Source organism: Streptomyces dryopteridis, from assembly GCF_049606955.1.
Lineage (GTDB): Bacteria > Actinomycetota > Actinomycetes > Streptomycetales > Streptomycetaceae > Streptomyces.
The window spans coordinates 1,233,619-1,256,677 of sequence record NZ_CP187113.1 but is presented as its reverse complement, the minus strand read 5'-3'; the positions used below and the strand labels follow the sequence as shown (position 1 = coordinate 1,256,677).

At 70.1% G+C, this 23,059-nt stretch carries 11 protein-coding genes, 1 tRNA gene and 2 rRNA genes; 11 read left to right on the top strand and 3 right to left on the bottom strand.

Annotation, left to right across the window (positions count from 1 at the left end):
• Positions 1-238: 238 nt before the first annotated feature.
• The 3 genes from ACN20G_RS04910 (at position 239) to ACN20G_RS04900 (ending at position 3,632) form a co-directional block, all read left to right on the top strand.
• A 23S ribosomal RNA gene (locus ACN20G_RS04910) occupies positions 239-3,358 on the top strand.
• Positions 3,359-3,434: 76 nt separating this feature from the next.
• A 5S ribosomal RNA gene (rrf, locus tag ACN20G_RS04905) occupies positions 3,435-3,551 on the top strand.
• 5 nt (positions 3,552-3,556) lie between these two features.
• Positions 3,557-3,632, top strand: a tRNA-Thr gene (locus ACN20G_RS04900).
• 112 nt (positions 3,633-3,744) lie between these two features.
• Here ACN20G_RS04900 and ACN20G_RS04895 read toward each other — a convergent pair.
• Positions 3,745-6,270, bottom strand: a complete 2,526-nt coding sequence (locus tag ACN20G_RS04895; protein WP_424211486.1) for a SpoIIE family protein phosphatase — start codon at positions 6,268-6,270, stop codon at positions 3,745-3,747.
• A 232-nt stretch (positions 6,271-6,502) separates the two neighbouring features.
• Between ACN20G_RS04895 and ACN20G_RS04890 the strand changes: the two genes are divergently transcribed.
• The 8 genes from ACN20G_RS04890 to ACN20G_RS04855 all read left to right on the top strand — a co-directional run bounded on the left by ACN20G_RS04890 (position 6,503) and on the right by ACN20G_RS04855 (position 20,765).
• Positions 6,503-12,004 (top strand): HAMP domain-containing protein, encoded by a 5,502-nt coding sequence (locus tag ACN20G_RS04890; protein ID WP_424211485.1) that lies wholly within the window; start codon positions 6,503-6,505, stop codon positions 12,002-12,004.
• Between the two features lie 262 nt (positions 12,005-12,266).
• Positions 12,267-12,974, top strand: coding sequence for a response regulator (locus tag ACN20G_RS04885; RefSeq protein ID WP_424211484.1), 708 nt, complete (start codon positions 12,267-12,269; stop codon positions 12,972-12,974).
• Between the two features lie 208 nt (positions 12,975-13,182).
• Positions 13,183-16,092 carry a DNA translocase FtsK gene (locus tag ACN20G_RS04880; protein WP_424211483.1) on the top strand — a complete coding sequence of 970 codons (2,910 nt, stop codon included), beginning with the start codon at positions 13,183-13,185 and terminating at the stop codon, positions 16,090-16,092.
• Positions 16,093-16,338: 246 nt separating this feature from the next.
• Positions 16,339-17,223 carry a helix-turn-helix domain-containing protein gene (locus ACN20G_RS04875; RefSeq protein WP_424211482.1) on the top strand — a complete coding sequence of 295 codons (885 nt, stop codon included), beginning with the start codon at positions 16,339-16,341 and terminating at the stop codon, positions 17,221-17,223.
• Between the two features lie 294 nt (positions 17,224-17,517).
• Positions 17,518-19,041, top strand: coding sequence for a 30S ribosomal protein S12 methylthiotransferase RimO (rimO, locus tag ACN20G_RS04870; protein ID WP_424211481.1), 1,524 nt, complete (start codon positions 17,518-17,520; stop codon positions 19,039-19,041).
• Positions 19,038-19,718 carry a CDP-diacylglycerol--glycerol-3-phosphate 3-phosphatidyltransferase gene (gene pgsA, locus ACN20G_RS04865; protein WP_424211480.1) on the top strand — a complete coding sequence of 227 codons (681 nt, stop codon included), beginning with the start codon at positions 19,038-19,040 and terminating at the stop codon, positions 19,716-19,718. The genes rimO and pgsA overlap by 4 nt, the downstream gene beginning before the upstream one ends.
• 71 nt (positions 19,719-19,789) lie before the next feature.
• Positions 19,790-20,275: a CinA family protein gene (locus ACN20G_RS04860; RefSeq protein ID WP_424215372.1), complete on the top strand. Its 486-nt coding sequence runs from the start codon at positions 19,790-19,792 to the stop codon at positions 20,273-20,275.
• A gap of 109 nt (positions 20,276-20,384) precedes the next feature.
• Positions 20,385-20,765, top strand: a complete 381-nt coding sequence (locus ACN20G_RS04855) for a helix-turn-helix domain-containing protein (protein WP_424211479.1) — start codon at positions 20,385-20,387, stop codon at positions 20,763-20,765.
• Positions 20,766-21,309: 544 nt separating this feature from the next.
• Here the strand turns inward: ACN20G_RS04855 and ACN20G_RS04850 are convergent.
• Positions 21,310-22,113 (bottom strand): SDR family NAD(P)-dependent oxidoreductase, encoded by an 804-nt coding sequence (locus ACN20G_RS04850; protein ID WP_424211478.1) that lies wholly within the window; start codon positions 22,111-22,113, stop codon positions 21,310-21,312.
• A 55-nt stretch (positions 22,114-22,168) separates the two neighbouring features.
• Entirely contained in the window at positions 22,169-23,038 is an 870-nt protein-coding gene (locus ACN20G_RS04845; protein WP_424211477.1) for a DNA-formamidopyrimidine glycosylase family protein, read from the bottom strand.
• Between the last annotated feature and the right edge of the window lie 21 nt (positions 23,039-23,059).

Genomic DNA, 23,059 nt, shown 5'->3' with positions numbered 1-23,059 from the left:
TCATGGGTGGAACGTTGATTAGTTGGCACGGTCCGGATGGATCCCTCACCAGTACTGCTTCGGCGTGGAACGTGATGAGGTCCGTGAAGGGTCGTGCTTGGCACGTTGTTGGGTCCTGAGGGTACGGCCGGTTGGTCGAACCTTCGGATTCCGGCCCCAGTGAACTCGAACCGTTTGGTTTGGGGTGGTGGGTGGCTGGTCGTTGTTTGAGAACTACACAGTGGACGCGAGCATCTGTGGCCAAGTTTTTAAGGGCGCACGGTGGATGCCTTGGCACCAGGAACCGATGAAGGACGTGGGAGGCCGCGATAGGCCCCGGGGAGCTGTCAACCGAGCTTTGATCCGGGGGTGTCCGAATGGGGAAACCCGGCAGTCGTCATGGGCTGTCACCCGCTGCTGAACACATAGGCAGTGTGGAGGGAACGAGGGGAAGTGAAACATCTCAGTACCCTCAGGAAGAGAAAACAACCGTGATTCCGGGAGTAGTGGCGAGCGAAACCGGATGAGGCCAAACCTGTGATGTGTGAGACCCGGCAGGGGTTGCGTCATGGGGGTTGTGGGAATGAGCTTTCACGATCTGCCGGTCGTGAGGCGAGTCAGAAACCGTATGGATAGGCGAAGGACATGCGAAAGGTCCGGCGTAGAGGGTAAGACCCCCGTAGCTGAAATCTGTACGGCTTGCTTGCTCATCTCCCAAGTAGCACGGGCCCCGAGAAATCCCGTGTGAATCTGGCGGGACCACCCGCTAAGCCTAAATATTCCCTGGTGACCGATAGCGGATAGTACCGTGAGGGAATGGTGAAAAGTACCGCGGGAGCGGAGTGAAATAGTACCTGAAACCGTGTGCCTACAAGCCGTGGGAGCGTCGGAACGAGGCTTGCCTTGTTCTCGTGACTGCGTGCCTTTTGAAGAATGAGCCTGCGAGTTAGCGGTGTGTAGCGAGGTTAACCCGTGTGGGGAAGCCGTAGCGAAAGCGAGTCCGAACAGGGCGTTTGAGTTGCACGCTCTAGACCCGAAGCGGAGTGATCTAGCCATGGGCAGGTTGAAGCGGAGGTAAGACTTCGTGGAGGACCGAACCCACCAGGGTTGAAAACCTGGGGGATGACCTGTGGTTAGGGGTGAAAGGCCAATCAAACTCCGTGATAGCTGGTTCTCCCCGAAATGCATTTAGGTGCAGCGTCGTGTGTTTCTTGCCGGAGGTAGAGCACTGGATAGGCGATGGGCCCTACCGGGTTACTGACCTTAGCCAAACTCCGAATGCCGGTAAGTGAGAGCACGGCAGTGAGACTGTGGGGGATAAGCTCCATGGTCGAGAGGGAAACAGCCCAGAGCATCGACTAAGGCCCCTAAGCGTACGCTAAGTGGGAAAGGATGTGGAGTCGCAGAGACAACCAGGAGGTTGGCTTAGAAGCAGCCACCCTTGAAAGAGTGCGTAATAGCTCACTGGTCAAGTGATTCCGCGCCGACAATGTAGCGGGGCTCAAGCGTACCGCCGAAGTCGTGTCATTGCAGCATTAGGGCCAACGCCTGCTGTGATGGGTAGGGGAGCGTCGTGTGCCGGGTGAAGCAGCACCGGAAGGTAGTTGTGGACGGTTCACGAGTGAGAATGCAGGCATGAGTAGCGATACAAGAGTGAGAAACTCTTGCGCCGATTGACTAAGGGTTCCTGGGTCAAGCTGATCTGCCCAGGGTAAGTCGGGACCTAAGGCGAGGCCGACAGGCGTAGTCGATGGACAACCGGTTGATATTCCGGTACCCGCTTTGAAACGCCCAATATCGAATCCTCTGATGCTAAGACCGTGAAGCCGTCCTGGAGCCTTCGGGCAAAGGGGAGTGGTGGAGCCGTTGATCCAAGGTGGTAGTAGGTAAGCGATGGGGTGACGCAGGAAGGTAGTCCAGCCCGGGCGGTGGTAGTCCCGGGGTAAGGGTGTAGGACGCACGGTAGGCAAATCCGTCGTGCACATAGTCTGAGACCTGATGCCGAGCCGATTGTGGTGAAGTGGATGATCCTATGCTGTCGAGAAAAGCCTCTAGCGAGTTTCATGGCGGCCCGTACCCTAAACCGACTCAGGTGGTCAGGTAGAGAATACCGAGGCGTTCGGGTGAACTATGGTTAAGGAACTCGGCAAAATGCCCCCGTAACTTCGGGAGAAGGGGGGCCACGTCTGGTGATGAGTCTTGCACTCTGAGCTGGGGGTGGCCGCAGAGACCAGCGAGAAGCGACTGTTTACTAAAAACACAGGTCCGTGCGAAGCCGTAAGGCGATGTATACGGACTGACGCCTGCCCGGTGCTGGAACGTTAAGGGGACCGGTTAGTGACCTTTCGGGGTTGCGAAGCTGAGAACTTAAGCCCAGTAAACGGCGGTGGTAACTATAACCATCCTAAGGTAGCGAAATTCCTTGTCGGGTAAGTTCCGACCTGCACGAATGGCGTAACGACTTCTCGACTGTCTCAACCATAGGCCCGGTGAAATTGCACTACGAGTAAAGATGCTCGTTTCGCGCAGCAGGACGGAAAGACCCCGGGACCTTTACTACAGTTTGATATTGGTGTTCGGTTCGGCTTGTGTAGGATAGGTGGGAGACTGTGAAGCGGCCACGCCAGTGGTTGTGGAGTCGTCGTTGAAATACCACTCTGGTCGTGCTGGATGTCTAACCTCGGTCCGTGATCCGGATCAGGGACAGTGTCTGATGGGTAGTTTAACTGGGGCGGTTGCCTCCCAAAGAGTAACGGAGGCGCCCAAAGGTTCCCTCAGCCTGGTTGGCAATCAGGTGTTGAGTGTAAGTGCACAAGGGAGCTTGACTGTGAGACCGACGGGTCGAGCAGGGACGAAAGTCGGGACTAGTGATCCGGCGGTGGCTTGTGGAAGCGCCGTCGCTCAACGGATAAAAGGTACCCCGGGGATAACAGGCTGATCTTCCCCAAGAGTCCATATCGACGGGATGGTTTGGCACCTCGATGTCGGCTCGTCGCATCCTGGGGCTGGAGTCGGTCCCAAGGGTTGGGCTGTTCGCCCATTAAAGCGGTACGCGAGCTGGGTTTAGAACGTCGTGAGACAGTTCGGTCCCTATCCGCTGTGCGCGTAGGAATATTGAGAAGGGCTGTCCCTAGTACGAGAGGACCGGGACGGACGAACCTCTGGTGTGCCAGTTGTCCTGCCAAGGGCATGGCTGGTTGGCTACGTTCGGGAGGGATAACCGCTGAAAGCATCTAAGCGGGAAGCCTGCTTCGAGATGAGTATTCCCACCTCCTTGAGAGGGTAAGGCTCCCAGTAGACGACTGGGTTGATAGGCCAGATGTGGAAGCCCGGTAACGGGTGAAGCTGACTGGTACTAATAGGCCGAGGGCTTGTCCTCAGTTGCTCGCGTCCACTGTGTTAGTTCTGAAATAACGAACTCCCGTTTGCCGGTTGAGTTCAGAATTTCATAGTGTTTCGGTGGTCATAGCGTTAGGGAAACGCCCGGTTACATTCCGAACCCGGAAGCTAAGCCTTTCAGCGCCGATGGTACTGCAGGGGGGACCCTGTGGGAGAGTAGGACGCCGCCGAACAACCCGCCCTTTTAGCTCAGTCGGTAGAGCGTCTCCATGGTAAGGAGAAGGTCAACGGTTCGATTCCGTTAAAGGGCTCCATGTGAGAAGGCCCCCACCATTCGGTGGGGGCCTTTTCGCGTTTCCGGGGTCCTGTGCGCGCCCGCCGTTCGGGTCGGAGGATCGTCGTCGTGATCCCCCGACCCCGCACCGGTCAGCGGCGTTGTTCGGGGACGCGCAGGGCCAGGATGGCCATGTCGTCCGAGGCCGGGGCCGCCGCGAAGCGCTCCACCGCGCGCAGGACCCGGGCCGCGACCGCGCCCGCCGTGAGGCCCGTGCACGTGGTGAGGACCTCGGCCAGGCCGTCGTCACCGAGCATGCGCAGGCCCTCCCGACGTTCCGTCACCCCGTCCGTGACGCACAGCAGTACATCACCCGGGTCGAGGACCACGGTCTGCTCGTGCAGCTCCAGGTCGTCCATCACGCCGAGGAGCGGCTGCGGGTCCGCCGCCGAGGTGACCTCGCCCGTGGGGCGCAGGCGCAGCGGCAGGGGGTGGCCGGCGCAGACCACGCGGAGTTCGGCGCCGCCGTCCTCCCGCGGTCGCAACTCGCCGTACAGGAGGGTCAGGAAACGGGACCGGGTGCCCTCGTCGAGGATCGCCGCGTTGAGGCGTTCCAGGACCGCCGGGCCGCCGAGGCCCTCGCGGGCCAGCAGGCGCAGCGCGTGCCGGGCCAGGCCCGTGACGGCCGCGGCCTCCGGGCCGGTGCCGCACACGTCGCCGATCGCGAAGCCGTACACGCCCTCGGAGATGGGGAACACGTCGTAGAAGTCGCCGCCCACCTCGTTGCCCTCGCCGGCCGCCCGGTAGATCACCTCGACCTCCATGCCGGGGATCGCGGGCTCGCCCGGGGGCAGCAGGCTGCGTTGCAGGGAACGGCTGATGGCCATCCGCTCCGAGTACAGGCGGGCGTTGTCCAGGGCCAGGGCGGCCCGGCGGGAGAGGTCCTCGGCGAGTTCGAGGATCTCCTGGCGGAAGTGCTCGTCACCCGAGGTGCCGAGGACGAGCATGCCGATCACGCGGTTGCGGGCCAGCAGCGGCAGCACCACCACGTCGCCGCCGGTGGCGGTCTTGGCCGCGTCCCACACGAGGGCGCCCGGCTCCTTGACCGGCAGCGGCGGGGCCATGCCGCGCAGCAGGTCCCGCAGGTCGTCGATCCGGTCCTCGTCCTCGTGCAGGACGAAACCCAGCACCGGCTCGGCGTCCTGCTCCGCGATCGTGTACACGGCGCACCAGGGGGCCAGGGCGCGGACCGTCATCTGGGCCATCAGGGCCAGCGTCTGGTCCCGGTCCAGGGTGCCCGCGAGCAGGTCCGACGCCTCCACCAGGAAGGACAGCGAGCCGCGGCGCAGGCGCTCCAGTTCGCTGAGGCGGGCCGACTCCACGGCCAGGGCCAGGCGGTCGGCGGCGAACTGCAGACGCAGGGCCTCGTCGTTGGTGTAGCGGCCGGGGACCTCGGCAGCGACGCCGAGGGAGCCGGTCAGCCGGCCCTCGATCTTGAGCGGCACGGTGATCACCGAGCGCATGCCGGTGCCCTCCAGCAGCGGGACGGCGCCCGGGGTGGCGGGCAGGTCCTCGTGGACGGCGGGCATGCGGGCCGAGCCGTAGCGGGCCGTGCCGGCCTCGACGGGCACGCGGGCGAAGCGCTGACGGGCCGAGGGCAGGCCGGTCGAGGCGCGGACCTCCAACTCCGTCTCGTCGTCGGTGGCGAGGAGCAGGAACGCGGCGTCCGCGTCGAGCATGTCCCGGGCGCGTTCCACCGTGCGCTGCAGGAGGCTGTCGAGGTCGTCGGGGGCGGGGGAGCCGACGAGGACCTCGAAGGGGTCGGTGGCCCGGCCCTCGGGGCCGTGGCTGTCGTCGGGCGCGGCGGCCGGGCCGCGGGAGGGGGTCTGCAGGACGGCGCGCTCGTCGTCGTGGACGAGCAGACAGACCGTGGAGGGATCGCCGTGGGCGTCACGGACCCGCAGGTGGGAGCCGTAGACGGGGATGACGCGGCCGTCCGCCGCGCGCATCCCGTAGGAGCCCTCCCAGCGGGACAGGGCGAGGGCCTCGGCGATGCCGGTGCCGGTGCCGGGGGTCTGCGGCCAGGCCGCGAGGTCGAGGAGCGGACGGCCGAGGACCTTGGCGGCGGGGTGGCCGAAGACGTGCTCGGCGTCCTCGTTCCAGGTGGTGACGTTGCCCGCGCCGTCGACCTGGAGGACCGCGACGCGGACCCGGGTGTCGGCCAGCGGCAGCATCCGGTCCGGGAGGGCGGGACCGGCGGCGCGGGTGCCGACCGGGCGGTCGGGGAGGTCGAGCCGGAACCAGACCTGTTTGCGAGTGGCCGTGTACTCGACGCCCCACCGGGTGGCCAGGGCCGCGCAGAGCATCAGCCCGCGGCCGCTCTCGCGGTCCGGATCGGCGTAGGGGCGGTCACCGGGAGGAGTCAGCGGAAGTTCGCGTTCCGGGTAGTGGTCGGCGACCTCGACGCGGACCCCGCCCTCGGCGCGCAGGCACAGGACGTCGGCGCGGGTGCCCGCGTGCACCACGGCGTTCGTGACGAGTTCGCTGGTCAGGACCACGGCGTCGTCGACGATGTCGCCGAAGCCCCAGCCCTGGAGGGTGTCACGGACGAAGGCGCGGGCGCCGGCGACCGAGCGTCCGACGGGATCGAAGCTGGCAGCCGCGCGTGCCGTGATCACGAGTCTCCTTCGACGCGGTGGACGATCGAAAGGCCAGGTTACTTACCTTCGGGGCCTCGGGGGCGGGGTCCCGGTCGAATCCACTCGCGAGGTGGGCGGGGCGGGGGGAAGACTTCCAAGTGTTGTGGCCGGGTTCGATGGGAGTGAAACACTGGGAAGGCTCGAAGGACCGGGTCGCGCCTCGCGGCGGGTCCGGTGTGGAACACAGGTCGACCCTTTCGGGAGGGACACGGTGGAGGCTGGTGCGGCGACGCGGCGCACGGGGACGCGCGCGAAGAGTGGGCGGCCCCGACGGAACGGGACGACGGAGGTGGACTCCGCGGCCCTGCAGCGTCTGCTGACCGCTCTGGTCTCCATGCGGGACGGGAACTTCCGCAAGCGGCTGACGGTCTCCGGCGACGGGGTCATGGCGGAGATCGCCGCCGTGTACAACGAGGTCGCCGATCGGAACCTGCACCTGGCCTCCGAGCTGTCGCGGGTGCGGCGGATGGTGGGGCGCGAGGGCAAGCTCAGCGAACGGTTGGAGACCGGGCCCTGCGAGGGCGCCTGGGCGGCGTCCATCGACGCCTCGAACCAGCTCGTCGAGGACCTGGCCCGGCCGGTGTCCGAGGTCAGCCGGGTGCTGACGGCGGTCGCCGACGGTGACCTGGAGCAGCGCATGGACCTGCGCTCGCCCGGGCCGGACGGGGCCGGGCATCCGCTGCGCGGGGAGTTCCTGAAGGTCGGCCGGACCGTGAACAACCTGGTCGACCAGCTGTCGGCGTTCACCGACGAGGTGACGCGGGTCGCGTTGGAGGTCGGCACCGAGGGCAAGCTCGGCGGGCAGGCGCAGGTGCGGGGGATGTCGGGGTCCTGGAAGGACCTCACGGACTCCGTGAACACGATGGCGTACCGGCTGACGGCGCAGGTGCGGGACATCGCGCTGGTGACGACGGCGGTGGCCAAGGGCGATCTGTCGCGCAAGGTCACCGTGCACGTCTCGGGCGAGATGCTGCAGCTGAAGAACACCGTCAACACGATGGTGGACCAGCTCAGTTCGTTCTCCTCCGAGGTGACCCGGGTGGCCCGCGAGGTGGGCACCGAGGGGGCGCTCGGCGGGCAGGCGAAGGTGCCCGGGGTGGCCGGGGTGTGGAAGGACCTCACCGACTCGGTCAACACGATGGCCGGCAACCTCACGGCTCAGGTGCGGGGGATCGCGGAGGTGACCACGGCCGTGGCCCGCGGCGACCTGTCGCGGAAGGTGACGGTCAGCGCGCGCGGCGAGGTCGCGCAGCTCGCGGAGACCATCAACCAGATGACCGAGACCCTGCGGACCTTCGCCGACGAGGTCACCCGCGTCGCGAGCGAGGTCGGGGCCGAGGGGCTGCTGGGCGGTCAGGCGCAGGTGCCGGGGGCCGCGGGGACGTGGAAGGACCTCACGGACTCCGTGAACACGGTCTTCCGCAACCTCACCACGCAGGTGCGGGACATCGCGCAGGTGACCACGGCCGTGGCCAGCGGTGACCTGTCGCGGAAGGTGACCGTCAACGTCTCCGGCGAGATGCTGGAGTTGAAGAACACCGTCAACACGATGGTGGACCAGCTGTCGGCGTTCGGCGCGGAGGTCACGCGGGTCGCGCGGGAGATCGGCGTCGAGGGCGAGCTGGGCGGACAGGCGCAGGTGCCGGGGGCGGCGGGGACGTGGAAGGACCTCACCGATTCGGTGAACACCGCGTTCCGCAACCTGACCGGACAGGTCCGCAACATCGCGCAGGTGACCACGGCGGTCGCCACCGGTGACCTGTCGCAGAAGGTCACCGTGGACGTGTCCGGCGAGATGCTGGACCTGAAGAACACCGTCAACACCATGGTGGACCAGCTGAGTTCCTTCGCCGACGAGGTCACGCGGATGGCGCGGGACGTGGGCACCGAGGGCCGGCTCGGCGGTCAGGCGCGGGTCGAGGGCGTGTCGGGCACGTGGAAGGAGCTGACCGATTCGGTCAACTTCATGGCCGAGAACCTGACGGCGCAGGTCCGCGAGATCGCCCAGGTGACCACGGCGGTGGCCCAGGGCGATCTGTCGCAGAAGATCGACGTGGACGCGCGGGGCGAGATCCTGGAGCTGAAGAACACCATCAACACGATGGTCGACCAGCTCTCCGCCTTCGCCGAGCAGGTCACCCGGGTCTCCCGCGAGGTGGGCACGGAGGGCCGGCTGGGCGGGCAGGCCGACGTGCCGGGGGTGTCGGGGACGTGGAAGGACCTGACCGACTCGGTGAACGGGATGGCCGAGAACCTGACCGGGCAGGTGCGGGAGATCGCGCAGGTGGCCACGGCCGTCGCGCGCGGTGACCTGTCGCAGAAGATCGACGTGGACGCGCGGGGCGAGATCCTGGAGCTGAAGAACACCATCAACACGATGGTCGACCAGCTCTCCGCCTTCGCCGAGCAGGTCACCCGGGTCGCGCGGGAGGTCGGCACCGAGGGCATCCTCGGCGGGCAGGCCGAGGTCAAGGGGGTCTCCGGGACCTGGAAGGACCTCACGCAGTCGGTCAACTTCATGGCCAACAACCTGACCTCGCAGGTGCGCAACATCGCCGAGGTCACGACGGCCGTCGCGCGCGGCGACCTGTCGAAGAAGATCACGGTGGACACCAAGGGCGAGATCCTGGAGCTGGTGACCACCGTCAACACGATGGTGGACCAGCTGAGTTCCTTCGCGGAACAGGTGACCCGGGTGGCCCGTGAGGTGGGCACCGAGGGCCGGCTGGGCGGTCAGGCGCACGTGCCCGGGGTGACCGGCATCTGGAAGGACCTCAGCGACAACGTCAACACGATGGCGGAGAACCTGACCCGGCAGGTGCGCGGGATCGCGCAGGTGTCGGCGGCCGTCGCGCACGGTGACCTGACCAAGAAGGTGCAGGTCGAGGCGCGGGGCGAGGTCGCGGAGCTGGCCGACACGGTGAACACGATGGTCAACACGCTGGGCTCGTTCGCCGACGAGGTCACCCGGGTGGCCCGTGAGGTGGGCACCGAGGGCCGGCTGGGCGGTCAGGCGCACGTGCCCGGCGTGTCGGGGACATGGAAGGACCTCACGGACTCGGTGAACGGCATGGCCGACAACCTCACCGGGCAGGTCCGGCAGATCGCCATGGTGACCAGCGCCATCGCCAAGGGCGACCTCACCAAGAAGATCGACATCGACGCGCGCGGCGAGATCCTGGAGCTCAAGACGACCATCAACACGATGGTCGACCAGCTCAGTTCCTTCGCCGAGCAGGTCACGCGAGTGGCCCGGGAGGTGGGCACCGAGGGGGTCCTCGGCGGTCAGGCCCGAGTGCGGGACGTGGACGGCACCTGGCGCGACCTGACCGAGTCGGTCAACGAGATGGCCGAGAACCTGACCCGGCAGGTGCGGGCGATCGCGAACGTGGCCACCGCGGTGACCCGGGGCGACCTCAGCGTCAAGGTGGACGTGGACGCGGCCGGGGAGATCCTCGCGCTCCAGGACAACATCAACACCATGATCGTGAACCTGCACGACACGACCATGGCCAACAAGGAACAGGACTGGCTCAACGCCAACCTCACCCGCATCTCGGGTCTCATGCAGGGCCGCAGGGACTTCGAGGACGTGGCCTCGCTGATCATGAGCGAGGTCCCGCCGGTGGTCTCCGCGCTGCACGGCACGTTCTACCTCACGGTGGACGGTCCGGAGGAGGAGGCGGTGGAGCTGCGGCTGTGCGGGGAGTACGCGAGCCGGCCGCAGATGCCGGTCGCGTTCCGGGTGGGCGAGGGCCTGGTCGGGATGGTCGCGCAGGAGAAGCGGACCGTGCTGATGGAGAGCGCGCCCCCGCTCTACCTGCGGATCCAGTCCGGGCTGGGGGAGGCGCCGCCCTCGCACGTGATCGTGCTGCCGGTGCTGTTCGAGGGGAAGGCGCTCGGGGTGATCGAGCTGGCCGGCTTCTCGCCGTTCACGCAGATCCAGAAGGACTTCCTGGAGCAGATCGCCAAGATGATGGGGACCACGGTCAACACCATCGGCGCGAACACCCGTACCGAGCTGCTGCTCAAGCAGTCCGAGGAGATGACCGAGCAGTTGCGCGAGCGCTCCGACGAGCTGGAGCACCAACAGGCCGAGCTGCAGTCCGCCAACCAGGAACTGGAGGACAAGGCCGCGCAGTTGGCCAAGCAGAACCGGGACATCGAGGTGAAGAACACCGAGATCGAGGAGGCCCGGCAGGTGTTGGAGGAGCGGGCCGAACAGCTCGCCGTATCCATGCGCTACAAGTCCGAGTTCCTGGCCAACATGTCGCACGAGCTGCGCACCCCGCTCAACTCGCTGCTGATCCTGGCCAAGCTGCTCGCCGACAACGCCGAGGGCAACCTGTCGGGCAAGCAGGTCGAGTTCGCCGACACCATCCACGGGGCCGGCTCGGACCTGCTCCAGCTGATCAACGACATCCTGGACCTGTCGAAGGTCGAGGCGGGCAAGATGGACGTCTCGCCGACCCGGATCGCGCTCGTGCAGCTCGTGGACTACGTGGAGGCGACGTTCCGGCCGCTGACCGCGGAGAAGGGCCTGAACTTCTCGGTGCGGGTCTCCCCGGAGCTGCCCGCGACCCTGCACACCGACGAGCAGCGGCTGCTGCAGGTGCTGCGCAACCTGCTCTCCAACGCGGTGAAGTTCACCGACGGCGGGGCCGTGCAACTGGTCATCCGACCGGCCGGCGCGGACGTGCCCGTCGAGATCCGCGAGCAGCTCCTGGAGGCGGGATCGCTGCGGGACGCGGACGGGGACCTGATCGCGTTCTCCGTGACCGACACCGGCATCGGGATCGCCGCGAGCAAGATGCTGGTGATCTTCGAGGCGTTCAAGCAGGCGGACGGCACCACCAGCCGCAAGTACGGCGGCACCGGGCTCGGGCTGTCGATCAGCCGGGAGATCGCCCGCCTCCTCGGCGGCGAGATCCACGCCTCCAGCGAACCCGGCAAGGGCTCGACGTTCACCCTGTACCTGCCGCTGCACCCCAGCGAGCTGCCCCCGCAGGGGTACGCCGCGCCGCAGACCGGCGGGGCCGGGACCCGGGGCGAGCAGCTCCGACGGGGGCCGGCGGCGCTCCCGGCCGGTGGTGACGGCGCGACGCCGGCGCCCGCGCCGACGCCCGTCGAGGACGTGCGGCCGGCCGGGGACGGGAGCGCGGCCGGGGCGCCGGCCGAGAGCGCGCCCGCGCCCGTGCCCGTGCCCGCGTCCGAGGCCCCCGTCGCCGCGGCGGCCGACTCGGGCACGGGGGAGGCGGCGCCCGCCGAGGATGGGACCCGGCGCGCGGGCGCGAACGGGAGCCGCCCGGCGCCCGCGCCCCGCCGCGAACACAACCTGCGCGGCCTGAAGGTGCTCATCGTCGACGACGACGTGCGCAACGTCTTCGCGCTGACCGCCGTCCTCGAACAGCACGGCCTGGAGGTGCTGTACGCCGAGAACGGGCGGGCCGGGCTGGAGGTGTTGGAGCAGCACGACGATCTGACGATGGTGCTGATGGACATCATGATGCCGGAGATGGACGGCTACGCGACCACGGCCGCGATCCGCCGGATGCCCCAGTTCGCGGGCCTGCCGATCATCGCGTTGACGGCCAAGGCCATGAAGGGGGACCGGGAGAAGGCCATCGACTCCGGCGCCTCCGACTACGTGACCAAGCCGGTGGACCCCGACTACCTGCTGACCGTGATGGAGGAGTGGATGCACGGGAAGTGACCGCTCGGGCGCGGATCGCGCCCGGGTCGCGACGTGTGGTGACGAAAGCGGCGCGTGCGGGAACCTTCCCGGCACGCGCCGCGTTTTCGGTGCGGGTACGGTGACATCTCGGTGACAGGGTGTGGCGATCCGGAGACTGGGGCTACGATGGCCGGCACGGGGCGGACGGCGTGAGGATGCCGTGCGCCGGGGCGGGATCCGGTGGCTCGGGCTGCACAGGCGATCGGACGTGGCCCCGTGTCGGGGCTGAGGAGGACAGGGCATGGTGCAGAAGGCCAAGATCCTCCTGGTCGACGACCGGCCGGAGAATCTGTTGGCGCTGGAGGCCATCCTCTCCGCGCTCGATCAGAGCCTGGTCCGTGCGTCGTCGGGGGAGGAAGCGCTCAAGGCGCTGTTGACGGACGACTTCGCCGTCATCCTGTTGGACGTCCAGATGCCGGGCATGGACGGCTTCGAGACGGCCGCGCACATCAAGCGGCGGGAGCGGACCCGGGACATCCCGATCATCTTCCTCACCGCCATCAACCACGGGCCGCACCACACCTTCCGGGGCTACGCGGCCGGCGCCGTGGACTACATCTCCAAGCCCTTCGACCCGTGGGTGCTGCGCGCCAAGGTGTCGGTGTTCGTGGAGCTGTACACGAAGAACTGCCAGCTCCGCGAGCAGGCCGCGCTGCTGCGCTCGCAGCTCGACGGCTCCCGCAACGGATCCGGGCCCGGCCCGGACGGGGGTCGCGAGACGGCCGGGCTGCTCGCCGAGCTCTCCGCGCGGCTGGCCGCGGCCGAGGAGCAGGCGGAGGCCCTCACCAAGCAGCTGGGCGAGGAGACCGGAGGCGCCGCCCTCGTGGCCACCGCCGCCCACCTGGAACGGAAACTGACCGGGCTGCGCCGCGCGCTCGACGCCCTGGAGCCCGGCTCCCCGAGCGTCGACGAGGCCGCGCCCGCCGGAGTGCTGCCCGCCCAGGGCTGAGCCAGGGCATCGGGCGCGGGGGCCGGGCCGCCGGTCCGGTCGAAACGGTTCCGGTTGCCCCTCCGCTCGTCCGTCGGCCGCGTCCCGCCGCCGGATGAGTGGCCGTCAGTTCGGACGCTGCGTCATATCGGGTACGACGCGGACGACACGAACGGGTGAAGGGGTCCACAGCGTGTCCGCCGGCGCGGGCGCGGGTACCCTCGCCCCCATGGCCTCACGTACCTCCGGCAGCAAGGGTTCCCAGAGCGCCGCGGGCACCGCGAAAGGCCGTTCCGGCCGTACGGGCGCGCCCGCGAAGAAGACGACGAGCCCGGCGAAGCCGCCGGCGCGCAAGGCCGCCGCGCCCGCCCGGCGCGCCCCCGTCCGCAAGGTCCCCGCCAAACCCGCGCCCTCGCCCACCGGCGGGATCGTGCGCATGGTGCGGGCCCTGTGGCTCGGGCTCGCGCACGGGGTCGGGGCCGTGTTCCGGGGCATCGGACGCGGGGCCCGCAACCTCGATCCCGCGCACCGCAAGGACGGGATCGCGCTGCTGCTGCTCGCGTTCGCGTTGATCGTGGCCGCCGGGACCTGGTCGAACCTGAGCGGTCCGGTCGGGGACCTGGTGACCATGCTCGTCACCGGTGCCTTCGGCCGGCTCGACCTGCTCGTGCCGCTGCTGCTCGGGGTGATGGCCGTCCGCTTCATCCGCCACCCGGACCGCCCCGAGGCCAACGGGCGGATCGGGATCGGCCTGTCGGCGCTGGTCGTCGGGGTGCTGGGGCAGGTGCACATCGCGTGCGGCGCGCCCGGCCGGGACGAGGGGACCACCGCCATACGGGACGCGGGCGGCCTGATCGGTTGGGCCGCGTCCAAGCCGTTGATCTTCACCATGGGCGCGCCGCTGGCGGTGCCCATGCTCGTGCTGCTGACCCTGTTCGGGCTGCTCGTCGTCACCGCGACCCCCGTGAACGCGATTCCGCAGCGGCTGCGGCGGCTCGGGATCTGGCTGCGGGTGATCCAGCCCGGCGAGCACGACGAGATGCACCCGGAGGAGGCGCGGGCGGCGGCCGAGGAGCGGCGGCGGGCCTGGGCCGAGCACGAGGGCGAGCGGCCGCAGAGCGCTTCGACGGCGGAGGAGGAGGCCCTGGCCCGTCGCCGGCGTCGACCGCGTCGGGCCTCGGGCAACGGGTCGATGGACGCGGTGGACGTGGCGGCGGCCGCCGCGGCCGCCCTCGACGGGGCCGTCTACGGCGGGCTGCCGCCGTCGCCGGTGGTCGCCGACCTGACCCACGGGATCGGTCCCGGGCGGGACGGGGAGCCGACGACCCCGGTGCCGGCGGCGCCGACCAGGCCCGTGCCCTCGGCGCGGGGCGGGGCCCCGGCCCCGGGCCGGCATCCGGGCACGATCGCGGGCACCCCGGCGCCCGTCACCCCGGACCCGGTCGGGTCGGGGGAGGGGGCGGAGGCCGAGGGGTACGAGATCGAACTCGACCTCGACGCGGCCGGCGCGAGCGGCGCGGCCGGGGGTTCCGCTTCCGGTTCCGCGAGCGCCCCGACCACGGCCGCCGCGGGCGCGTTCACCGTGCCCGACCTGACCAAGACCCCGCCGCCCGAGAGCGAGCGGGCGCTGCCGGTGCGGGCCGAGCAGTTGCGGCTGCGGGGGGACGTCACCTACGCCCTGCCGGCCCTGGACCTGCTGGAGCGGGGCGGGCCGGGCAAGTCCCGCAGCGAGGCCAACGACGTGGTCGTCGCCTCCCTGCGGAACGTGTTCTCCGAGTTCAAGGTCGACGCCGACGTCACCGGCTTCACCCGGGGCCCGACGGTCACCCGCTACGAGGTGACCCTGGGCGCGGCGGTGAAGGTGGAGCGGATCATCGCGCTGACGAAGAACATCGCGTACGCGGTGGCCTCGCCCGACGTGCGGATCATCAGCCCGATCCCGGGCAAGTCTGCGGTGGGCATCGAGATCCCGAACACCGACCGGGAGATGGTCAACCTCGGGGACGTGCTGCGGCTCGCGGACGCGGCCGAGGACGACCACCCGATGCTGGTGGCGCTGGGCAAGGACGTGGAGGGCGGCTACGTGATGGCCAACCTCGCGAAGATGCCGCACGTGCTGGTCGCGGGCGCCACCGGTTCGGGCAAGTCCTCGTGCATCAACTGTCTGATCACCTCGGTGATGGTGCGGGCCACCCCGGAGCAGGTGCGGATGGTGCTGGTGGACCCCAAGCGGGTGGAGCTGACCGCGTACGAGGGGATCCCGCATCTGATCACGCCGATCATCACCAATCCGAAGCGGGCCGCCGAGGCCCTGCAGTGGGTGGTGAAGGAGATGGACCTGCGCTACGACGACCTCGCGGCGTTCGGGTTCCGGCACATCGACGACTTCAACGCGGCGATCCGGGACGGGAAGGTGAAGCTGCCCGAGGGCAGCGAGCGCGAGTTGCAGCCCTACCCGTACCTGCTGGTGATCGTGGACGAGCTCGCCGACCTGATGATGGTGGCGCCCCGGGACGTGGAGGACGCGATCGTCCGCATCACGCAGCTGGCGCGCGCCGCCGGCATCCACCTGGTGCTCGCCACCCAGCGGCCCTCGGTGGACGTGGTGACCGGTCTGATCAAGGCGAACGTGCCCTCGCGGCTGGCGTTCGCGACCTCCTCGCTGGCCGACAGCCGGGTCATCCTCGACCAGCCCGGCGCGGAGAAGCTGATCGGCAAGGGCGACGGGCTGTTCCTGCCGATGGGCGCCAACAAGCCGACGCGGCTCCAGGGCGCGTTCGTCACCGAGGACGAGATCGGCAAGGTGGTCGCGCACTGCAAGAAGCAGATGGAGCCCGTGTTCCGCGAGGACGTGACCCTCGACGCGAAACCGCGCAAGGAGATCGACGAGGAGATCGGCGACGACCTCGACCTGCTGTGCCAGGCCGCCGAGCTGGTGGTCTCCACGCAGTTCGGGTCCACCTCCATGCTCCAGCGCAAGCTGCGGGTGGGCTTCGCGAAGGCCGGCCGGTTGATGGACCTCATGGAGTCGCGGGGCGTGGTCGGGCCCAGCGAGGGCTCCAAGGCGCGCGACGTGCTCCTCAAGCCGGACGAGTTGGACGGTGTGCTCGCGGTCATCCGCGGGGAGGCTTCCGGGTAGCGCGCCGGGGGAGGGCTCGCCTGTTCGGGCGGGCCCGGCCGTTTCCCCCCGGCGCCCGGGCCGGTTGAACGGGGGCGGGGGGCCGCGCGCGTGCGGGTTCCGCGCCGTCGAGGGGTACGGCGAGGGGGCGGGTCGAATCGTGACATTCGGATGGCGTAGGCACGGCTCCCAGCGGTTGCCCCACCCTTTCCCCACCCCCCTAGACTGGTCTTCCGGCAGGTGGCTCCACGCTCGAAAGGCGCCCTCGTGTCCATCGGCAAATCCAACTCCCCTGAAGACGACCGCCCTTCGCCGAGTGGTGACGACCGGTCGACCGACCTCCCGAACCCGCCGTCCTTCTCCATCGGGACGGCCCTGAAGAAGGCCCGGATCGCCGCCGGGCTCACCGTGGACGAGGTCAGCGCCGTGACCCGCGTCCGCATCCCGATCGTCCACGCGATCGAACAGGACGACTTCACGCGCTGCGGCGGCGACGTCTACGCCCGCGGCCACATCCGCACCCTCGCCCGCGCGGTCCGCCTCGACCCGGCACCGCTGATCGAGGAGTACGACGACGCGCACGGCGGGCGGCCGGCGCCCACCCCCGCCGCCCCGCTGTTCGAGGCCGAGCGGATCCGCCCGGAACGGCAGCGGCCGAACTGGACGGCGGCGATGGTCGCGGCCATCGTGGCCGTGGTCGGCTTCGTCGGGTTCACGGCGTTCCGCGACGGCGACGACACCCAGAAGCGGCCGCTGGCGGAGGGGGCGGCGACCCCGCAGCCCGCGCCCAAGCAGACCGGGAAGCTGATCACCCAGCCCCCCAAGCCCACCCCCAAGCCGGTGCCCTCCGACAGCCCGATCGCCGCCGCGCCCAAGGACGTGGTGACGGTGATGCTGACGGCGGTCTCGGCGGAGAGCTGGATCTCGGCGACGGACTCCTCCGGGGAGGTCGTCTTCGACGGGACGCTGGAGCAGGGCGACACCAAGACGTTCACGGACAAGAACAAGCTGGACCTCGTGCTCGGGAACGCGGGCGCGGTGAAGCTGTTCGTGAACGGCAAGGAGGTCAAGGACAAGTTCGAGGTGGGTCAGGTGGAGCGGCTGACCTACACCAAGGACGATCCGGCCCAGGGGCCCGCGCGGGCGGGCTAGCGCGCGGGACGCCGAGAGTGGGGTGCGGGGGTTCGGGAGACCGGGCCCCCGCACCCTTGTGTGCGGTGCGTGAGGGGCGGGTGTGAGTGAGGTGACGGAGCCCGCCGACCGGGCCCGGGGCACGGAACGATCTGTTCCGATCGGATCACGACCGGTTTGTCCCCCGGTGGGCGCCCCGGCCGGGCCCCGACCGGCGCTCCGCCCGTGCCCCCGCGGCCCGGGTCCGCCGGCGCGGCCGGCTTCGCGAGGGGCGCGCGGCAGGTGCCGGCGTCGGGACGAAGTAGTCTTGAGTCCATGCCCGAACGCCGTACCGTCGCCCTTGTCACTCTTGGCTGCGCCCGTAACGAGGTGGACTCGGAGGAGCTCGCAGGCCGCTTGGCGGCGGATGGCTGGGAGCTCGTCGAGGACGCCTCCGACGCGGACGTCGCCGTCGTCAACACCTGTGGCTTCGTCGAAGCCGCCAAGAAGGACTCCGTGGACGCGCTCCTGGAGGCCAATGACCTGAAGGACCACGGCCGCACCCAGGCCGTCGTGGCCGTCGGGTGCATGGCCGAACGCTACGGCAAGGAGCTGGCGGAGGCGCTGCCCGAGGCCGACGGCGTGCTCGGCTTCGACGACTACGCCGACATCTCCGACCGCCTGCAGACCATCCTCAGCGGTGGCGTGCACGCCTCGCACACCCCCCGTGACCGGCGCAAGCTGCTCCCGATCAGCCCGGCCGAGCGGCAGGACGCCGCCGTGGCCCTGCCCGGACACGCGCAGGTCCAGGCCGAGGAGCCCGCCGAGGCCCCCGCCGACCTGCCCGAGGGCCTGGCCCCCGCCTCCGGCCCGCGCGCGCCGCTGCGCCGCCGGCTGGACGCGAGCCCCGTCGCCTCGGTGAAGCTGGCCTCCGGCTGCGACCGGCGCTGCTCCTTCTGCGCCATCCCGTCCTTCCGCGGCTCCTTCGTCTCGCGCCGTCCGAGCGACGTGCTCGGCGAGACCCGCTGGCTGGCCGAGCAGGGCGTCAAGGAGATCATGCTGGTCTCCGAGAACAACACCTCGTACGGCAAGGACCTCGGCGACATCCGCCTGCTGGAGACGCTGCTGCCGGAGCTGGCGGCCGTCGACGGCATCGAGCGGGTCCGGGTCAGCTACCTCCAGCCCGCCGAGATGCGCCCCGGCCTGATCGACGTGCTGACCTCCACCGACAAGGTGGTCCCCTACTTCGACCTCTCCTTCCAGCACTCGGCGCCCGACGTGCTGCGCGCGATGCGCCGCTTCGGCGACACCGACCGCTTCCTGGAGCTGCTCGACACGATCCGCTCCAAGGCCCCGCAGGCCGGTGTCCGCTCCAACTTCATCGTCGGCTTCCCCGGCGAGACCGAGGCGGACTTCGCCGAGCTGGAGCGTTTCCTCACCCACGCGCGGCTCGACGCGATCGGCGTCTTCGGCTACTCGGACGAGGACGGCACCGAGGCGGTCGGGTACGAGAACAAGCTGGACGCCGAGGTGATCGCCGAGCGGCTCGCGCACATGCAGCGGCTCGCCGAGGAGCTGACCACCCAGCGCGCGGAGGAGCGGATCGGTGAGACCGTGGAGGTCCTCGTCGAATCCGTGACCGCGTTGGACGAGGACGACGAGGAGCGCGGCGGCTACGGCCGGGCCGCGCACCAGGCGCCCGAGACCGACGGGCAGGTCGTCTTCACCGACGCGGCCGGGCTCAAGGTCGGCGAGTTCGTGACGGCGAAGGTCGTCGGCAGCCTCGGCGTGGACCTCGTGGTCGAACCGCTGTTCACCGGGGCCGGTGACGACGTGCACGGTGAGGAGGCGGCCGGATGACGGGTATCCCGGCATCGGCGGCGAGCGGAGCCGCGCGACGGCCCGGGCCCGGCGGGAAGCTGGGCGCGGCGGCCGTCAACCAGGCCAGCCTGTGGAACATCGCCAACATCCTGACGATGATCCGCTTGTTGCTGGTGCCGGGATTCGTCGCCCTGCTGTTGGCGAACGGGGGCTACGACCCCGCGTGGCGGTCGCTCGCGTGGGCCGCGTTCGCCATCGCCATGATCACGGACCTGTTCGACGGGCACCTGGCCCGGACGTACAACCTGGTCACCGATTTCGGGAAGATCGCGGACCCGATCGCCGACAAGGCGATCATGGGCTCGGCGTTGATCACCCTGTCGTGGCTGGGGGACCTGCCCTGGTGGGTCACGGGTGTGATCCTGGGTCGGGAGCTGGGGATCACGCTGTTGCGGTTCTGGGTGATCCGCTACGGGGTCATTCCGGCCAGTCGCGGCGGGAAGATGAAGACCCTGGCGCAGGGCACGGCGGTCGGCATGTACGTGCTGGCATTGACCGGGCCGCTGGCCACGTTCAGGTTCTGGGTGATGGCCGTCGCCGTGGTGTTGACGGTGGTCACCGGTTTGGATTACATCCGGCAGGCCGTGGTGCTGCGTCGTCGGGGCATGGCGGCCGAGCGGGCCGCCCGGGCCGAGGCGGAGCGGGCGGCGCTGTGAGCTCGCGGGCGGCCGACGGGGGCGCGGACACGGGAGAGGGCGCGGACGCGTCCGGACCGGCCGCCGCCGCGCTGGCCGCCCTCGTCCTCGCCGGGCAGACCCTGGCGGTGGCCGAGTCCCTCACGGGCGGGCTGGTGGCCGGTGAGCTGACCGGGGTGCCGGGGGCCTCGCGGGCCTTCCGCGGTTCGGTCACGGCGTACGCCACCGAGATCAAGGCGAGCGTGCTGGGCGTGCCGGCGGGACTGCTGGCGGAGCGGGGCGCGGTCGACGAGGACGTGGCCGCCGCGATGGCGGCGGGCGTGCGGGAGCGGCTGGGCGCGCACTGGGGGATCGCGACCACGGGAGTGGCCGGTCCGGACCCGCAGGACGGGCGGCCGGTGGGCACCGTGTACGTGGCGGTCGCCGGCCCGGCGGGAGTGAAAACCCGCCGACTGTGGTTGAACGGCTCCCGTGCGGACATTCGTAGGGAGAGTGTCCGTGGAGTGCTCGAACTCCTCTTGGGAGAACTCCGCGGGAATGCGCGGGGGCAGGATACGGAACGGAACGGGGGGATTTGATGTTTGCAGCCCTGAGTGAACACGTCATCGCTCCCCGCACGGCCGCGTCGCGAGGCGGTACGGTGGGGCGTGAAGGTTGCGGCTATACGGTCAGAGGAGGGAGCCACCGATGATTCTGCTCCGTCGCCTGCTGGGTGACGTGCTGCGTCGGCAGCGCCAGCGCCAGGGCCGTACTCTGCGCGAAGTCTCCTCGTCCGCCCGAGTCTCGCTCGGCTATCTCTCCGAGGTGGAGCGGGGGCAGAAGGAGGCATCTTCCGAGCTGCTCTCCGCCATCTGCGACGCGTTGGATGTACGGATGTCAGAGTTGATGCGCGAGGTCAGCGACGAACTGTCGCTCGCCGAGCTCGCGCAGTCCGCCGCGGCGACCGATCCGGTCCCGGTGCCGGTCCGACCCATGCTGGGCACCGTTTCGGTGGCCTCGGTCACGGGCGGTCCGGATCGGGTCACGATCAAGGCGCCCGCGGAAGCGGTGAACGTCGTCGCCGCCTGAGTGCTGTGCGGTGCCGTCCTGACGGCCGCCCTGTGGGGTGGCCGCCGTGACGGACGAGTTCGTCACGCGGCCCCGGCCGGTGCCCCCTCGGGTACCGGTCGGGGTTTCGCGCTGTTCGGGGTGCGTGGCCCGGAGGGCTGCGGGAGGATGACGGGGCGACGCGACGACGAGCAGCGGTGACCGACCCCGGGAGGCAATGTGCGGCGGCCCCGGCGAATATCCGCACCGGTACCCGCACCGGTATCCGCACCGGTCCTGGACCCCGCGAGCGCCCCGGCGACCTCCCCCGGCACCCGTGTGAAACGTTTCCTCGCCCCACGCGCGGTTCTGTCGCTGCTCGGGCTCGCCCTGTGGTGCTGGATGGTGTGGCGGGTGACGGGAGGGCCCGGTGCCGGCTCCCTCGCGCTGCCCCTGGGCACGGTGGGCGGCTTCGAGGCGCCCGGCCCGGATCCCGGGGAGCAACTGGCCCTGGCGGCGGGGTGGGGGATCACGCTGATACCCGTGCACTGCGCCCGGCGTCGGCGCCGGCGGGGCGGCGGCCGGGTCACCAGGGCATCGCGATCCCGCCGTTCGGGCGGATGATCTGACCCGTGACGAAGGACGAGGCGTCGGAGGCCAGCCACAGCACGGCGCGGGCCACGTCCGCGGCCTCTCCCACCCGTTTGAGGGGGGTCAGCCGGGTCATGGCGGCGGCGGTGCGGTCGCGGACCTCGGCGCCGTGCCGGGCGGTCATGGGGGTGTCGATCCAGCCGGGGGCGACCACGTTCGCGCGCACCCCGTACGGCCCGAGTTCGGTGGCCAGGGTCCGGGTCAGCTGGACCACGGCCACCTTGGCCACGCTGTAGCAGAGCAGGCTCTCCTGCGCGGTGTCCACGGCGCCCGAGGCCATCGTCACCACCGAGCCGGAGCCCTGCTCCCGCATCACCCGACCGGCCTCCCGGCACACGTGCAGCACCCCCCGGAAGTTCACGTCCCACACCCGGTCGAGGTCCTCGTCGCGGGTGTCGAGGACGGTGCTGCTGTGCATGATCCCGGCGATGGCGGCGACCACGTCGAGCCGGCCGGTCTCGGCGCGGGCGCTCGCGACGGCGGCGCGCACGGCCTCCCGGTCGGTGACGTCGGCGGGATGGGCGACGGCCCGGCCGCCGGCCTTCCCGACCAGTCGCACCGTCTCGGCGAGCCCGTCGGCGTCCCGGTCCAGCAGGTGGGTGGCGGCCCCGGCGTCGGCCAGCAGCAGCGCGGCGGCGCGGCCGATGCCGCTCGCTGCGCCGGTCACGAGGGCGGTGCGGCCGGTGAGGTCCTGGAGGTCCCGCCCGGGGGCGGACGAGGGCTCGGGTGTCGTGGGCATGCCGGGACGGTACGTCCGTATCTGACGGACCGTCAACGGTGGGGGCGGTGCGGGATCACGCCGGGCCGGGCGCCGGACCCCGCTGACAGCTCGGGCACCAGTACGTCGGCCGCTCCTCCCGCCACGCCTTGCGCACCGGCGTCCCGCACCGGCGGCAGGGCCGGCCGCCCCGCCCGTACACGAACAGCTCCCGCCCCGGCACCCGGCTCCCGGTCGTCGACCGCACGGGTCGCGGGGAGCGCGCGGGCCATACGCCTCCCGGCCCCGGCCCCGGCCCCGGCCCCGGCCCCGGCTCCACCACCGCGTTCGCCAGCAACAGCCGGCGCGCGGCCGCCACGATCCGGGCCGGCTCGGGCCCCTCGCCCACCGGGGTCCACGGGGTCACCCCCGCCAGATGACACAGCTCGCACATGAAGATGTTCCCGACCCCGGCCAGATTGCGCTGGTCGAGCAGGGCTTCGCCCAGGGGCCGCCCCGGATCCGCCGCCAGCCGGCCGGTCGCGACCCGCGCGGCCTCCGCGTCCCAGTCCGGGGCCAGCAGATCGGGTCCGAGCGCGGCGAGCACCGGGTGCAGGCCCTCGGCCGCCGTCCGCACCACCTCCACCACCGGCAGCCGCAGCCCCAGCGCCAGCCGGTCCGCCGTGGCCAGCACCACCCGCACCTGGTGCTCGGCCCCCGGCCACGGAGCCCGGGGCGGCAGCAGCCGCCAAGCCCCTTCCATGCCGAGGTGCGTGTGCAGGGTCAGGCCCCCGGACACCCGGGTCAGCAGGTGCTTCCCGAGCGGCACCGTCTCCAGCACCTCGCGCCCGACGAGGTCCACGGTCGCGAAGCGGGGCACCCGCAGCTCGCAGCGCGTGATCCGGCGCCCGCTGAGCGCCTCCTCCAGACGCCGAGCGGCGCGCCAGACGCTGTCACCTTCGGGCATCCCCCCATTGTGCCGGGGCCG